The organism is Nocardia lijiangensis NBRC 108240 (genome assembly GCF_001613045.1).
GTDB classification, from domain to species: Bacteria; Actinomycetota; Actinomycetes; order Mycobacteriales; family Mycobacteriaceae; genus Nocardia; species Nocardia lijiangensis.
In genome coordinates, this window is sequence record NZ_BDBP01000070.1 from 45,307 (window position 1) to 57,970 (window position 12,664).

The window sequence follows — 12,664 nt, forward strand, 5'->3', positions numbered from 1 at the left end:
ACGGGTTTCCGCGCCGGGAAACCGGACACACCCCGAGTGGAACGACAACGCCGCGAGGGTGAGAGGAAAGATCCATGGTTACCCGCGACACGATCGCCCAGCTTCGTCAGGACATCACCACGGCCGAGGATTGCAATGATCGCCAGGCGTCCGAACGGTTGCGCGCCGAGCTGGCGGAGGCCTTGCGCGCCATGGAGCAAGGCGAGGACGACGCAGAGTAGGGCCGCCCGCCGGGTGATCCGGCGCGTATGCGTCTCCCGAGTTCGGCCGCGCCCGGGGATCGCCGGGTGCGGTGGGCTCTCGCGCCCGGTTGGTATTTAAATACCGTTGGCGCTACGCTGGTATAAAAATACCGGTCGATGGCGCTTCGGCGCGCCCCGGCGGTCGGGTTCGGTCCGGTAGTGGAACCGGTGCAGTGGAGGTCGGAATGGTGGAGTTGAAGTCGCCCGCGGAGATCGCTCGAATGCGAGTGGCCGGGGAGTTCGTCGCGGACGTGCTCGCCGAGCTACGCACCCGGGCGCGGGTCGGTGTCAACCTGCTGGACCTGGAAGCCTATGTGCGCGAACGCATCCGGGAGCGCGGTGCGGTCTCGTGCTATTGGGACTACGCGCCGTCGTTCGGGCGCGGCCCGTTCCGGAACACGGTGTGCCTGTCCGTGAACGATGCCGTGCTGCACGGCCTTCCGTTCGACTACGTCCTGCGCGACGGTGACGTGCTGAGCATCGACCTCGCGGTCGGTGTCGACGGGTGGGTGGCGGATTCGGCGATCACGGTGATCGTCGGGACGGCGGCGGAAGCGGACCTGCGGCTGGTGCGTGCCACCGAGGAGGCGCTGGCGGCGGCCATCGCGGTGGCGGTGCCTGGCAATCGCCTCGGCGATCTCTCCGCGGCCATCGAGGCGGTGGCCCGCTCCTACGGCTATCCGGTCAACACCGAGTTCGGCGGGCACGGTATCGGGCGCACGATGCACGAGGACCCGCATGTGTCGAACGTGGGCCGCCCCGGACGCGGCTATGCGCTGCGACCCGGGCTGACCATCGCCATCGAGCCGTGGTTCGCCCGCACCACCGACCGTATCTACACCGACCCCGACGGCTGGACCATCCGCTCCGCCGACGGTTCGCGCACCGCGCATTCCGAGCACACCGTCGCCGTCACGGCCGACGGGCCGCTGGTGCTGACCCGCGCGGCCTGACGGAATCCGTTTCGGTTCAGTGCGTTTCGGCCAACCACCGCTCGAGGTCGGCGCCCGCGCCGAGCTCGGCGGCCACCGCCGCGCGATCCTCGGCCGAGAGTTCCAGCGCACGCACTTCGTCCCGGTATCGGGCGGCGCGCTCCGGGTCCTCCGCGGCGACGGCGATCTCGGCGAGCATGGCCAGCGCCCGCGCGCGCTCCACCGGTGCGGCGGTGGCGGCGAAGCGGCCGAGGCCCACTTCGAGCACGCGCGCTGCCGCCCTGTCGTCGTTCTTGAAATCGCGCAGGATTCGCGCGTTGTCGAGGACTCTCGCGAGATCCTCCAGGTCGCTCGAGCCGCCGTACTCGAGCTTCGCGGGTTCGTTGCGCTGGATGAACAGCAGGGTATTGCCGTCGAGGTCGACGAGAGTGAAGCGGCTCTGTCCGGGGCGGAAACGAGTGATGCGCGGACGGCCCTTGGCAGGCACCTTGCCGAAGGCGGCGCGCAACGCGGCGGTGAACTCGCGGTGGCGCGCGGCCACGTCGTCGACCATCACCAGGCACCCGACCTGCTCCGGCGGCGGCTCGAAGCCCTGGGGCGAGTTGAAATGCACAGGGCAGCCATGGAATTCCAGCGCGAGATAGACGTAGGGGCGGGTCTGTTCGTGGGTCACCGTGTAGCCGAGGGCCCGGTAGAAGTCGAGGGTGGTGGCCGGTGACGCGGTCCAGAGCACCGGGACCGGGAAGTCGTCCATGAGTCGTTCCTCCGACACTAGTCAAATTTGATTACCGCAACGCTAGGTGCGTTCGCTCGCGGAAGTCAAATTTGAGTAGCATGGGTCGTTCATTGCGGCAGGGAGAAAGGAACCGTGCGTGGCGGCCGTGCGTCTGCTCGTCCTCGGGGTGATCCGCAGCAGGCAACCGGCCCACGGTTATGCCGTGCGGCGCGAGCTGCTGTCGTGGCGGGCCGAAACCTGGACGAACGTCAAGCCGGGCTCGATCTACCACGCGCTCAAACAGCTGGCGCAGGAAGGGAAGCTGCGGGCGCTCGGCACCGAGGACAGCGACCAGGGTCCCGGCCGGACGCTGTTCGAACTCACCGAGGCCGGTGAGGCCGAGTTCCGCAGGCTCATGGACGCCGCGCTGGTGAGCATCGACATGGAAGAACTCGGCGCCGCGATCGCTTTCATGGATGCGCTGCCGCGCGCGCACGTCATCGCCAAACTGGGGGAGCAGCGGCGCAACGCGGCCGCGGTCCGCGACGACCTGCTGGCCATGATCCCGACCTTCCCCGGCCGCTACGAGGCGCCGCACATGCCCGATCTGCTCGAGCTGTGGAGCGGCGTGTTCGACAACCTGACCCGGTGGACCGACGGACTGCTCGCCCGCCTGGAGGCGGGCGACTACCGCATGCCGGAGTGATCTACTCGCGCTGCTCTCGCACCCCCGCCGCGCCCGCGGATACGCTGTGATCATGACGAACTCGCTCGGGGACGCAGGCTCCGCCGACTACGTGCAGCTGACGACCTACCGCAAGGACGGCACGCCTGTCGGAACGCCGGTGTGGGCGGTCGCCGACGGCGGCAAGCTGTACATCTGGACGGAGACCGACAGCTGGAAGGTCAAGCGGCTGCGCCGGAATCCCGCCTGCACCGTGCAGGCGTGCGACGCCAGAGGTAAGCGGGTGCGCGGGGCCGTCGTCGCGGGCACGGGGCGTGTGCTGGACGCCGACGGTACCGAAGGCGTACGCAAGTTGCTGCGCAAGAAGTACTGGCTGCTGGGACCGCTGCTCATCCTCGGCAGCACTCTGCGCAGGGGCAAGGCGGGCACGATCGGCATCGAGTTCACCCCCGACGCCTGACCGGCGCCGCCCGTCTCCGGCCCGGGCACACTCGGCGCGGAAGCGAGGTTAGCGGATTCGGCTGAATGCCCGGTAAGTCCGGAATAGGCAAGGCGGACACGGGGATTCCGGGGGGACCGGCGGACGCGGCGATCACGGCTCGGCTATTGTTCGTCGGGCATACCGGGGTAGTCCCCAGGCGGACACGATGTCTCGACCCTGCCCCGGGGGGAGGGATCGTTCATGACAGCACCGACTCGGCCGCCGCGGGCCTCGCAGCCCTATCCGGTCGCCGACCACCCGGAAGCCGAAACCACCGACGGCGGTTGGATTTCCGTGTTCGTCGCCGCTCTGGTCGGCGCCGTCGTCATCGCGATCGCCGGCGTGATCGCCGGTCTCGTGGTGGTCAACCTCCGGGAGAGCACGGTGGCCGACAGCCCCGCGCGGACACCGGCCGCCTCGGCGCCGCTGGCGCAGACCTCGGCCCCCGCCGCGCCGGTTCGCGCCGTCGACCCACCTGCCCAGCAGCTCGACCAGGTGGACCTACAACGCGGCGTGCAGCTGGTACTCGTCGACTCCTACGGCGTGGACGACGTCCGCGACGTCCGCTGCCCCGCGGGCCAGGCCGTCATCGTCGGCGCGACCTTCGACTGCCTCGTGAAGGTCGGCAGCACACAGAAGTCCGTGGCGGTCACCATCACCGACAGCGACGGCACCTACGAGGTCGGCCGCCCGCACTGAGGCCGGTCGCCACAACGATCCCACCCGCACAGGGCCGCTCCGAGCGCGGAGCGGCCCTGTGTCGTAGGTGCGGTGGGTCGTGTGCCGGGTGGGTCGTGTGTCAGGTGGCCTGGCTGACCGAGGACATGTGGAAGTCGGGAATCCGCAACGGCGGCATGGCAGTCCGGGTGAACCAGTCCTTCCACTCGCGCGGCAACGTGGCCTGGGTCGCGCCCGCCTCGGTGGCCCTGCGCAGCAGATCGATCGGGCTCTCGTTGAAACGGAAGTTGTTCACCGCCGCGCTGACTTCGCCGTTCTCCACCAGGTACACGCCGTCCCTGGTGAGACCGGTCAGCAGCAGACTGGCCGGATCGACCAAGCGGATGTACCAGAGCGTGGTGAGCAGCAGGCCGCGCTCGGTGCGTGCGATCATCTCGTCCAGGCTCGCCCCGGAACCGCCTGCGAGCAACAGGTTCTCGCCGGGCACCGTGGCGGGAGCGTTGAACTCCGCGGCCGTGGCGCGCGGATAGACCAGCGATTCGACCACCCCCTCGCGCAGCCAGTCCACCCGCGTGGCGGGCAGGCCGTTGTCGAAGACCGACAGCGACTCCGACGACGCGGGCGTCGCGACGAACGGGCGATACTCCAACCCCGCCGCGCTCGGATCGGAGTACAGCGTGAGCGGAATGTCGGTGAGCCGCTCGCCGATTCGAGTGCCGCCCGCGCGAGCGAAGGCGTTGTGCCCCTCCTGTGCGCCTCGGCCCTCCATCGACCACGCCATGTAGATCATCAAGTCGGCGACCGCCGAGGGCGGCAACAGCGTCTCGTAACGTCCCGCGGGCAGTTCGACGCGCTGCCCCGACCAATCCAGGCGGCGGCTCAGCTCGGCGAGCAGGCCCTGGGTGTCGACATCGGTGAAATCGGCGGTGCCGACGCCGACCCAGGCGCTGGCCAGCTCCGCGCCCGCGCCGCGTTTGCCGTTGATCTCCACCGAACCGGTCGGTTGCACGAAGCGGCGGCGGATGCCGGTGGAGGTGCCGAGCCAGGTGGTGTGCATCTGGTGATGGGCGAAGCCGTAGAGCAGGTCGGCGCCGTCGAAACCGGCCGACAGGTCGCGGGCCAGATCGGCGAAGACCTCGATGCCCGTGCTGCCGGGGGCCGCGGCCCAGTCCTCGGCGGCGGCGTCCGATTCCAGCAGCGGCATGGCGTCTTTCGCGGGTTCGGCGGTGCGCGCCGCCTCCTCGCTGGCCCGCACGACCGCCTCGATCTCGGCGAGCTCGACGCTCGTCGAGCTGACGCTGCCGACCCGGGCCGCATGCGGTCCGTCGCGGAAGATCGACACCACCGCCCAGTCCCGCGACACCGACGAGCCGTTGGTGGTCATCGAATTGCCCGCCCAGCGCAGCGAGGCCTCGTGCGCGTCGGTGACGATCACCATCACCTCGTCGGCGCGGGAGAGCGCCAGCGCCTTTTCGACGACCTCGCCCGCGGGCGCGACGCCGCGCGCCGTGCCGATGCTCGACTCGCTCACTGACCGGCCTCCGTCCTGGTGTTGAGAACGTTGATGCCGCGCACCAGGATCGATGGGCAGCCGTGGCTCACCGCCGCCACCTGACCCGGCTGGGCCTTCCCGCAGTTGAACGCGCCGCCCAGCCGCCACGTCGACGGACCGCCGACGGCCTCCATCGCGCCCCAGAAATCGGTGGTGGTGGCCTGGTAGGCGACGTCGCGCACCTGACCGTCGAGGGCGCCGTTGCGGATGCGGAAGAAACGCTGCCCGGTGAACTGGAAGTTGTAGCGCTGCATGTCGATCGACCACGATTTGTCGCCGACGATGTACAGGCCGTCCTCGACCCGCGAGATCAGTTCCTCGGTGCTGGTGTCGCGGACCGGGTCGGGTTGCAGCGAGACGTTGGCCATCCGCTGGATCGGCACGTGGTGCGCGGAATCGGCGTAGGAGCAGCCGTTGGAGCGCGTCAGCCCGAGGCGCGGGGCGAACGCCCGGTCCAGCTGGTAGCCGACGAGCACGCCGTCGCGCACCAGATCCCAGCGCTGCCCGGCCACGCCCTCGTCGTCGTATCCGACGGTGGCCAGGCCGTGACGCTCGGTGCGGTCGCCGGTGACCTGCATGATCGGGGTGCCGTAGCGCAGCGTGCCGAGCTTGTCCGGGGTGGCGAAGGAGGTGCCCGCATAGGCGGATTCGTAGCCGATGGCGCGATCGTATTCGGTGGCGTGACCGATGGATTCGTGGATGGTCAGCCACAGGTTGCTGGGATCGATGACCAGATCGGTCGGGCCCGCGGTGACGCTGGGCGCCTTCACCTTCTCGGCGAGCCAGCCGGGGATCCGCGCGAGTTCGTCATCCCAGTCCCAGATTCCGTCGGCGCCGGTGGCGTACTCCCAGCCGCGTCCGGCGGGGGCGGCCAGGGTGCGCATGGTCTCGAAGACGCCCGCGGCCGAGTCGACGGTGGTGGCCTCGAACTGCGGGTGCAGCCGGACCCGCTGCTGAGCGATCGATGAGCCCGCGGTGTCGGCGTAGAAGGTCTGCTCCTTGACCTGCAACACCGAGGCGGTCACGTGATCGACGCCGTCGGCGGCGGCGAGCCTGCCCGAATAGTCTTGCAGCAGTGCAACCTTCTCGGCGGTCGGCACGGTGAACGGGTCGATGTCGTAGGCAGAGACCCAGCGCGCGTCCGTGTATCGGGGCTCGTCGGCCAGTTCGACGCGCTCCCGGTTCAGGTCGCGCAGCGCCTTGGCGACGGTGACCGCCCGGCGCGCCACCTCCGCGGCGGTGTCCGGCGCGAGCGCGGCGTGCGAGGCGAAACCCCAGGTGCCGTCGACGATCACGCGGACGGCGAACCCGAGATCGGTGGCGTTGCTGATCGCCTCGACGCGGCCGTCGCGCAGCCGGATGGACTGGGAGACCAAGCGGTGCACGCGCAGATCGGCGTGTTCGGCCCCCGCGGCGGTGGCCGCCGCGAGCGCGGCGTCGGCCAGCGCGGACAGTGGCAGGGAGAGGAATTCGGCGTCGATCACCGAGCCCGACGCATCCTCGGAAGTCGCGATGCTCACCCCGGCTACGCTACCGGGTGCCCGCGGACCCGGCAGCGGGCCGACCCGCCGCCTGCCTCGGCGCGGTGGCCACACCCGCACGAAATGCCCAGCGGCGCAAGACGACATCTGCCGAGGGCCGCTCGCACGTGTGCGATCGCACCGGCGCGAACGGCGCGCGCGAGACGCGGGTTACCGCATCGGCGCTGCGAAATGCCGTACTGTGCCCGCGTGCCGCCATCCGCCCTCCGTGACCGTAAACGTGAACGTACCCGCCGCGCTCTGCTCGAGGCCGCCGTCGAGCTCTTCGAGACCAGAGGCTACGACGACACCACGGTGGCCGACATCGCCGCCGCGGCGGAGGTGGGCACGCGCACCTTCTTCAATTACTTCGCCAGCAAGGAAGAACTGCTCTTCCCCGAGCCCGACGAGCGGGTGCGGATGGCGGTGGCCGCCATCGCGAGCCGCCGCGTCGGCGAGCCTCCGGTCGAGGTGCTGCTGCGCGCGCTGCGGGCCGCGGGCGACAATCCGGGCGAACATCTCATCGATGATCTCGGCGCCCGCATCGCCGCGGTTCGCGCCCAGGTCTCGCGGACCGTGCCCGCGGTGAGCGGCCGCGCCGCGCACGCGCAGCTGGTGGCGCAGCGCGAGATCGGCAGGCAGCTGCACGCCGCGTTCCCCGACGAACTCGACGAGGTCGGCGCCGCAGCGTTGGTCGGCGCGGTCGTCGGTGCGGTGTCCGGCGCGCTCACTGTGCTCTTCCAGCGACCGCACTCGGGTCCCGACGACGGCGAACGGCTGCACCGCGAAATCCACGAGACCACCTCCCGCGTCTTGCGGCCGTGGCTCACCGCCACCTGCCCGGCCCACGCCGAACCGGTGGGCTGAGCGCGCGGCTCAGCCGAACTGCTGCCAGCCGAGGCGGATCACCATCGCCACCACGACCACGAGCAGCACGACGCGGACGAATTCGGCGCCTCGGCTCAGCGCCATCCGCGAGCCCGCGATCGCGCCGGCGATATTGGCGACCGCCATCGTCACGCCGAGCGCGAACAGTATGTGCCCGGTCAGGCCGAAGAAGATCAGCGCGCCGAGATTGGACCCGCAGTTGATCACCTTCGCCATGGCCGCGGCCCGCACGAACTCGGTGCCGAGCAGCGTGGCGAAGGTGATGATCAGGAAGGTGCCGGTGCCCGGCCCGAGCAAGCCGTCGTAGAGCCCGATCAGCCCGGCGGACAGCGCCACGACCAGCACCACCTTGCGGCGGGTCGGCGGATGCGTCGCCACGGTGACGCCGATCGACGGGCGCAGAGTCACGACGATCGCGACCGTCACCAGGACCACCATGACGATCGGGATGAACAGGTCGCGGTCGATCAGCGAGACCGCGGCCGCGCCCACCGCCGCGGCCACGGCGGCGATGCCCGCCGCGGGCAACAGCACCCGCCACTGCATCGGCACCTTCCTGGCGAAGGTCAGCACCGAGGCGGTGGTGCCCGCGACCGCGGCCAGCTTGTTGGTGCCCAGCGCGGTCTGCGGCGCGATGCCCGGCGCCACGAGGAACAACGTCGGCAGGATGATCAGGCCGCCGCCGCCGACCACCGCGTCGACCCATCCGGCGGCGGTCGCGGCCGCCACCAGGGCCGCCCAGTCTGCAAGATCCACGGTGCAACACAACCAGACGTCCCATGTTTTCACGCTGCCTGGGACGGTTGATCGTCGACAGCCGGGAGGATTCGGACCGGCGACGTGCGTCGACAGCCCAGCCCATGACCGGTTCTGCAGTGAAGGAGGCACTGCCGGACGACGTGCGTCGACAGCCCGCGCACGGTCGCGGCGCGGGCCGGAGGTACGCCTAGGCTGGCTGGCGTGCGCCGGTTCAGTCTGTGGCTTCGCGGCAAGCCCCTCGTAGCGGATTCCATCCTGGCGTTCGGGTTGCTCTTGCTGGACCTCACCGCTCTCGGCGACACCGACCAGAAGGCCGTGTACCTGGTGGTCGGCGGACTGCTGCCGATCCCGGTCGCCTTCCGCCGGATCTACCCGAGGGCCACCGCCGCCATCATGCTCGGCCTCGCGCTCTGCACCACCCTGCTGAGCTACGTGCTCGACGACAAGGCCATGCACCCGGCGCTGATCGCGCTCGGGATCATGCTGTACACGCTGGTCGCCTACGTCGGCAGGCGCGAGGGCATGCTGCTGCTCGCGGGTCTGGTCCTCGACAGCACGCTGTCCACGCTGCTGCTCGATCAACCGGTGTGGTCGACAGTCGCATTCATATCGCTGTACTACGCGCTGTGCTGGACGCTCGCGGAGTTCAACGGTGCGCGGCACGCCTACGACGCGGAGGTGGCGGCGCGTCTCGCGGTCGCCGACTACGACCGGGAGCGACGCACGCACGACGCGGTCGCACTCGAACGCACCCGCATCGCGCGCGAACTGCACGATGTCGTCGCGCACGCGGTGAGCGTCATCATCGTGCAGGCAGACGGCGCGAAGTACGCGCTGCGCCACGATCCGGACATCGCCGAACAGGCCGTCACCACCATCGCGAGCACCGGCCGCGAGGCGCTACGCGAGCTACGCCGCACGGTCGCGCTGCTGCGCACCGAACACGCGCCCGATCAGCTGCCGCAGCACGGCACGGCAGGCATCGCCAGGGTGGTCGAGATGATGCGCGGCACCGGTCTCGCCGTCGAGCTCGAGCTGACCGGCGACATCGATGACATCGCGCCCGAGGTGAGTCTCGGCGTACACCGGATCGTGCAGGAGTCGCTCACGAACACCTTGCGCCACGCGGGCGCCCACCCCAAGGCGTGGGTTCGGGTGCACCGGCGCGACAGCGACGTCCTCGTCGAGGTCACCGACTCCGGCGGCGTCCCGATGCACGACAACCCGATCAAGGGCAGCGGCCTCGGGTTGGTCGGCATGCGGGAACGCATCGCGGTGCTCGGCGGGGCGCTGGACGTGGGCCGCGCCGCCGACGGCGCCTGGCGGGTGCGCGCGACCATCCCGCTCGATCAGGAGCGCGCGGACTACTAGGCGCCACCGACGCTCGCTCACTCGAAAACCGCCGCCAGCTCGCGCAGCACCTCGCTGGCGGTGATCGGGTTCAATGCGCCGAAGGCGGTGTCACCGCACCGGCGCCACCACGGTGACGCGGGCCGGGAACTCAGCTCGACCGCCTCGATGACCTGCTCGCCCTCCGGTTCGGAATCCTCGACGGCGATGCCGTCGTCCAGGTGCAGCAGCACCTGCAGGTCGCCGTCGACCTGGCGGTACAGGTGATCGTGCACCCCGTCGACCGGCGCGCCGCGACGCCAGCCGAAGCCCTCCAACCGCAGCAGCGCGGAGGTGGGCACCATGCGGTGCGCGAAACGTTCCAGCGAGGTCGCCATCCGTTCCCGCTCGGTCAGCGCGTGGACCTCCCTGGCCAGTTGCGGGAAGGGTTGGCGTAGTTCGTGATCGGTGAAGTGGCTGACCCAGTACGGCAGCTCGCCCGCGAGCTGGAGCGGGTGGGCCACCGCGATGCGGGCCGAGTCGACGCCGATAGTTCGCCCGTCGCGGTCTGTCGCGGTGCCGTCCACCGCGATACGGAAGGAAACCTCCGGGTTGGCCCGTTCGTCGAAGCCGAGCCAGACCAGCCGTCGCGCCGGATGGCGCAGGAACGGATGGTCCAGGACGGAGGTCCGATGTTGGCCGCCGGTCCAGGTGCGCTGCTGGATCATCGCGATCTCCAGAAGCCGAATCTGTTCGCACATCTCTCCACCACGAGAGTCGATTAACAGGGAACGCCAGAGCCTATCGGCGCGCGGCGACAACTCCGCGAGACGCGCGCAAGGGGTAACCGAATCGTGGCCGGGCACCGTTAGGCCCTGTGTCGAAGTCCCATCCGGCGCCTCCGCGGCCCAGATCGCCGCCTGGCCGCGTTGTCGTCGTCACCGATACAACCCCGGTATCGGCTCCTCCTCCGCCTTGCCAGGCGACGATCTGAGCCACGGATGCATCCGGCCGGACTTCGACACAGGGCCTAGATTGGAGCCGTGCCGATCACCGTTCTCGTAGTAGACGACCAAGAATTGATGCGCATGGGGCTGAAGATGGTGCTCGGCGCGCATCCCGACATCGAGGTGATCGGGGAGGCCGAGAACGGCGCGGCGGCGGTCGGCAAGGCCAAGGAACTGCGTCCCGACGTGGTGCTGATGGACGTCCGCATGCCCGTGGTGGACGGCGTGACCGCCACCGGCCGCATCGTGGAAGCGGGCGACGGCTGCCGTGTCCTGGTGATGACCACCTTCGACCTCGACGAACACGCACTCGGCGCGCTGCGCGCCGGCGCCAGCGGCTTCCTGCTCAAGGACACGCCGCCGGAGGATCTGGTCTCGGCCATCCGCAGCGTGGCCGCGGGCGACGCGGTGGTCTCGCCGAAGGTCACCAAGCGACTGCTCGACCGGCTCATCGCCGACGATCCCGCCGGCATGCGTGACCCCTCGGTGCTCGACGTGCTCACCGCGCGCGAACGCGAGGTGCTCGAGCAGATCGCCGCGGGCCGCTCCAACGCCGAGATCGCCGAACAGCTCTACCTCTCCGAGGCCACCGTGAAGACGCACGTCGGCCGGGTGCTCACCAAACTCGGCCTGCGCGACCGGGTACAGGCCGTGGTGCTCGCCTACGAGACCGGGCTGGTGCGGCCCGGCGGCTGAATCTCAGCGAGCTATCAGCCGGGCCCGGGAGAAAAACACCGCTCGCGCGCGTTGGTAGGGGTAGATCGTCCGGAAGGAACGCCATGCCCGCCCTGCTGTTCGTGCTCTACGTGGTCGTCGAGATCGCCGCGCTGTTCGCCGTCGGTCAGCTGATCGGCGTCATGCCCACCATCTTGCTGCTCATCGCCGGCTCCGCGGCGGGCATGCTGCTGATCGGCTCCCAGGGGCGGCGGGTGTTCGAACAGTTCCGCCGCGCCGGTCGCGGCGAGATCGCGCCCGGCACCGCCGTCGCCGACGGCGCGCTGGTCGCGACGGGCGGATTCCTGATGTTCGTGCCCGGACTGGTGACCTCGCTGCTCGGGTTGCTGCTGCTGTTGCCGCCGACCAGGATGCTGGTGCGTCCGGTCGTCACCGCGCTGGCCGCGCGCCGCTTCGGCCGCCTGCTGCGCAGCGCGCCCTACCGCGGCGTCGTCATCGACGGCGACGAGGTGATCGACGGCGTCGTCGTGCAGCAGTGGTACGACGACGGCCAAGGCAACGCCCGCCGGGCGGTCGGCCCGGCCTGAGGGTGCGCCGTCCACGGTGACCGACCGAATCCGGCATACGGCAGACTGGTGACCCGTGGGTACCCAGTTGCTGATCGGCGGTCGTTTCTACAGCTCTAGTTCACCGGACGCGACCGCGATGGCGGTCAGCGACGGCATGGTGGTGTGGCTCGGCGCCGAACGTCCGGGTCGTGCGCTGCACCCGGACGCCGAGATCATCGACTTGGACGGCGCGTTCGTCGCGCCCGCGTTCGTAGAGCCGCACGTGCACGTGACGGCGCTCGGCCTGAAACTCACCGGACTCGATCTTTCGGGCGCCCGATCGCTCGCCGACTGCCTTTCGGCGGTGCGCGACTACGCCGCCGCCCGGCCGGACGGCGCGATCCTCGGCGACGGCTGGGACGAGACCCGCTGGCCGGAGGGCCGCCCGCCGACGGTCGAGGAGATCGACGCCGCCGCGGGCCCCGGCCGCCAGGTGTATCTGGCCCGGGTGGACGCCCATTCGGCCGCGGTGTCCTCGGCGCTGCTGAACGCCGTGCCCGAGGTGACCTCGACGGCCGGGTTCACCAGGGGCGAGCCCCTGCGCGGCGCGGCACACCATCTGGCGCGGGCTGCGGTGCTGGGCGGTCTGGACC

At 70.3% G+C, this 12,664-nt stretch carries 15 protein-coding genes; 10 read left to right on the forward strand and 5 right to left on the reverse strand.

All coding sequences use genetic code 11. The features are described from left to right. The first annotated feature begins 74 nt into the window (after positions 1 to 74). On the forward strand, positions 75 to 221 hold the full coding sequence (locus NL1_RS37825) for a hypothetical protein (protein ID WP_156095024.1): 147 nt from the start codon (positions 75 to 77) through the stop codon (positions 219 to 221). A 206-nt stretch (positions 222 to 427) separates the two neighbouring features. After that, positions 428 to 1,195: a type I methionyl aminopeptidase gene (gene map, locus NL1_RS24695; protein ID WP_067843952.1), complete on the forward strand. Its 768-nt coding sequence runs from the start codon at positions 428 to 430 to the stop codon at positions 1,193 to 1,195. Between the two features lie 16 nt (positions 1,196 to 1,211). Here map and NL1_RS24700 read toward each other — a convergent pair whose 3' ends face one another. Continuing rightward, a complete protein-coding gene (locus NL1_RS24700) occupies positions 1,212 to 1,928 on the reverse strand; it encodes a DUF8817 family protein (RefSeq protein WP_067843919.1) in 717 nt (238 codons plus the stop codon). A gap of 118 nt (positions 1,929 to 2,046) precedes the next feature. Between NL1_RS24700 and NL1_RS24705 the strand changes: the two genes are divergently transcribed. The 3 genes from NL1_RS24705 to NL1_RS24715 all read left to right on the forward strand — a co-directional run bounded on the left by NL1_RS24705 (position 2,047) and on the right by NL1_RS24715 (position 3,754). Next, positions 2,047 to 2,595, forward strand: a complete 549-nt coding sequence (locus NL1_RS24705) for a PadR family transcriptional regulator (RefSeq protein ID WP_067843922.1) — start codon at positions 2,047 to 2,049, stop codon at positions 2,593 to 2,595. A 52-nt stretch (positions 2,596 to 2,647) separates the two neighbouring features. Beyond that, a complete protein-coding gene (locus NL1_RS24710; RefSeq protein ID WP_067843955.1) occupies positions 2,648 to 3,034 on the forward strand; it encodes a PPOX class F420-dependent oxidoreductase in 387 nt (128 codons plus the stop codon). Between the two features lie 222 nt (positions 3,035 to 3,256). Further along, positions 3,257 to 3,754, forward strand: a complete 498-nt coding sequence (locus NL1_RS24715) for a DUF4333 domain-containing protein (RefSeq protein ID WP_067843924.1) — start codon at positions 3,257 to 3,259, stop codon at positions 3,752 to 3,754. Positions 3,755 to 3,854: 100 nt separating this feature from the next. On the opposite strand, the gene NL1_RS24720 is transcribed toward NL1_RS24715, so the two are convergent. Both NL1_RS24720 and NL1_RS24725 read right to left on the reverse strand, forming a co-directional pair. After that, positions 3,855 to 5,171 (reverse strand): metallopeptidase TldD-related protein, encoded by a 1,317-nt coding sequence (locus NL1_RS24720; protein ID WP_084510926.1) that lies wholly within the window; start codon positions 5,169 to 5,171, stop codon positions 3,855 to 3,857. Positions 5,172 to 5,260: 89 nt separating this feature from the next. Continuing rightward, a complete protein-coding gene (locus tag NL1_RS24725) occupies positions 5,261 to 6,805 on the reverse strand; it encodes a TldD/PmbA family protein (RefSeq protein WP_169813606.1) in 1,545 nt (514 codons plus the stop codon). Between the two features lie 210 nt (positions 6,806 to 7,015). On the opposite strand from NL1_RS24725, the gene NL1_RS24730 reads away from it, so the two are divergent. After that, the gene (locus NL1_RS24730; protein WP_245673506.1) at positions 7,016 to 7,672 is read left to right on the forward strand and encodes a TetR/AcrR family transcriptional regulator; all 657 of its coding nucleotides are present in this window, start codon (positions 7,016 to 7,018) and stop codon (positions 7,670 to 7,672) included. A gap of 9 nt (positions 7,673 to 7,681) precedes the next feature. On the opposite strand, the gene NL1_RS24735 is transcribed toward NL1_RS24730, so the two are convergent. Further along, positions 7,682 to 8,449, reverse strand: coding sequence for a TSUP family transporter (locus NL1_RS24735; protein WP_067843925.1), 768 nt, complete (start codon positions 8,447 to 8,449; stop codon positions 7,682 to 7,684). Between the two features lie 204 nt (positions 8,450 to 8,653). On the opposite strand from NL1_RS24735, the gene NL1_RS24740 reads away from it, so the two are divergent. Then, positions 8,654 to 9,823, forward strand: coding sequence for a sensor histidine kinase (locus tag NL1_RS24740; protein WP_067843928.1), 1,170 nt, complete (start codon positions 8,654 to 8,656; stop codon positions 9,821 to 9,823). A gap of 17 nt (positions 9,824 to 9,840) precedes the next feature. Here the strand turns inward: NL1_RS24740 and NL1_RS24745 are convergent, their stop codons facing one another. After that, positions 9,841 to 10,542 carry a DUF4132 domain-containing protein gene (locus NL1_RS24745; protein WP_067843931.1) on the reverse strand — a complete coding sequence of 234 codons (702 nt, stop codon included), beginning with the start codon at positions 10,540 to 10,542 and terminating at the stop codon, positions 9,841 to 9,843. Between the two features lie 282 nt (positions 10,543 to 10,824). Here NL1_RS24745 and NL1_RS24750 point away from each other — a divergent pair, with 282 nt between their 5' ends. From NL1_RS24750 to NL1_RS24760, 3 genes are all read left to right on the forward strand, one after another. After that, on the forward strand, positions 10,825 to 11,484 hold the full coding sequence (locus NL1_RS24750; protein WP_067791887.1) for a response regulator: 660 nt from the start codon (positions 10,825 to 10,827) through the stop codon (positions 11,482 to 11,484). A gap of 83 nt (positions 11,485 to 11,567) precedes the next feature. Beyond that, the gene (locus NL1_RS24755) at positions 11,568 to 12,050 is read left to right on the forward strand and encodes an FxsA family protein (RefSeq protein ID WP_067843933.1); all 483 of its coding nucleotides are present in this window, start codon (positions 11,568 to 11,570) and stop codon (positions 12,048 to 12,050) included. Positions 12,051 to 12,105: 55 nt separating this feature from the next. Beyond that, on the forward strand, positions 12,106 to 12,664 hold a 559-nt coding region (locus NL1_RS24760), incomplete at its 3' end, for an amidohydrolase family protein (protein ID WP_156095025.1).

What these genes read in the sequence shown, in the direction of transcription:
- NL1_RS24710 (WP_067843955.1), top strand. Translation starts at nt 2,648, where the DNA reads ATGACGAACTCGCTCGGGGACGCAGGCTCCGCCGACTACGTGCAGCTG.
- NL1_RS24745 (WP_067843931.1), bottom strand. Translation starts at nt 10,542, where the DNA reads ATGTGCGAACAGATTCGGCTTCTGGAGATCGCGATGATCCAGCAGCGC.
- NL1_RS37825 (WP_156095024.1), top strand. Translation starts at nt 75, where the DNA reads ATGGTTACCCGCGACACGATCGCCCAGCTTCGTCAGGACATCACCACG.
- NL1_RS24700 (WP_067843919.1), bottom strand. Translation starts at nt 1,928, where the DNA reads ATGGACGACTTCCCGGTCCCGGTGCTCTGGACCGCGTCACCGGCCACC.
- NL1_RS24715 (WP_067843924.1), top strand. Translation starts at nt 3,257, where the DNA reads ATGACAGCACCGACTCGGCCGCCGCGGGCCTCGCAGCCCTATCCGGTC.
- NL1_RS24720 (WP_084510926.1), bottom strand. Translation starts at nt 5,171, where the DNA reads ATGGTGATCGTCACCGACGCGCACGAGGCCTCGCTGCGCTGGGCGGGC.
- map (WP_067843952.1), top strand. Translation starts at nt 428, where the DNA reads ATGGTGGAGTTGAAGTCGCCCGCGGAGATCGCTCGAATGCGAGTGGCC.
- NL1_RS24755 (WP_067843933.1), top strand. Translation starts at nt 11,568, where the DNA reads ATGCCCGCCCTGCTGTTCGTGCTCTACGTGGTCGTCGAGATCGCCGCG.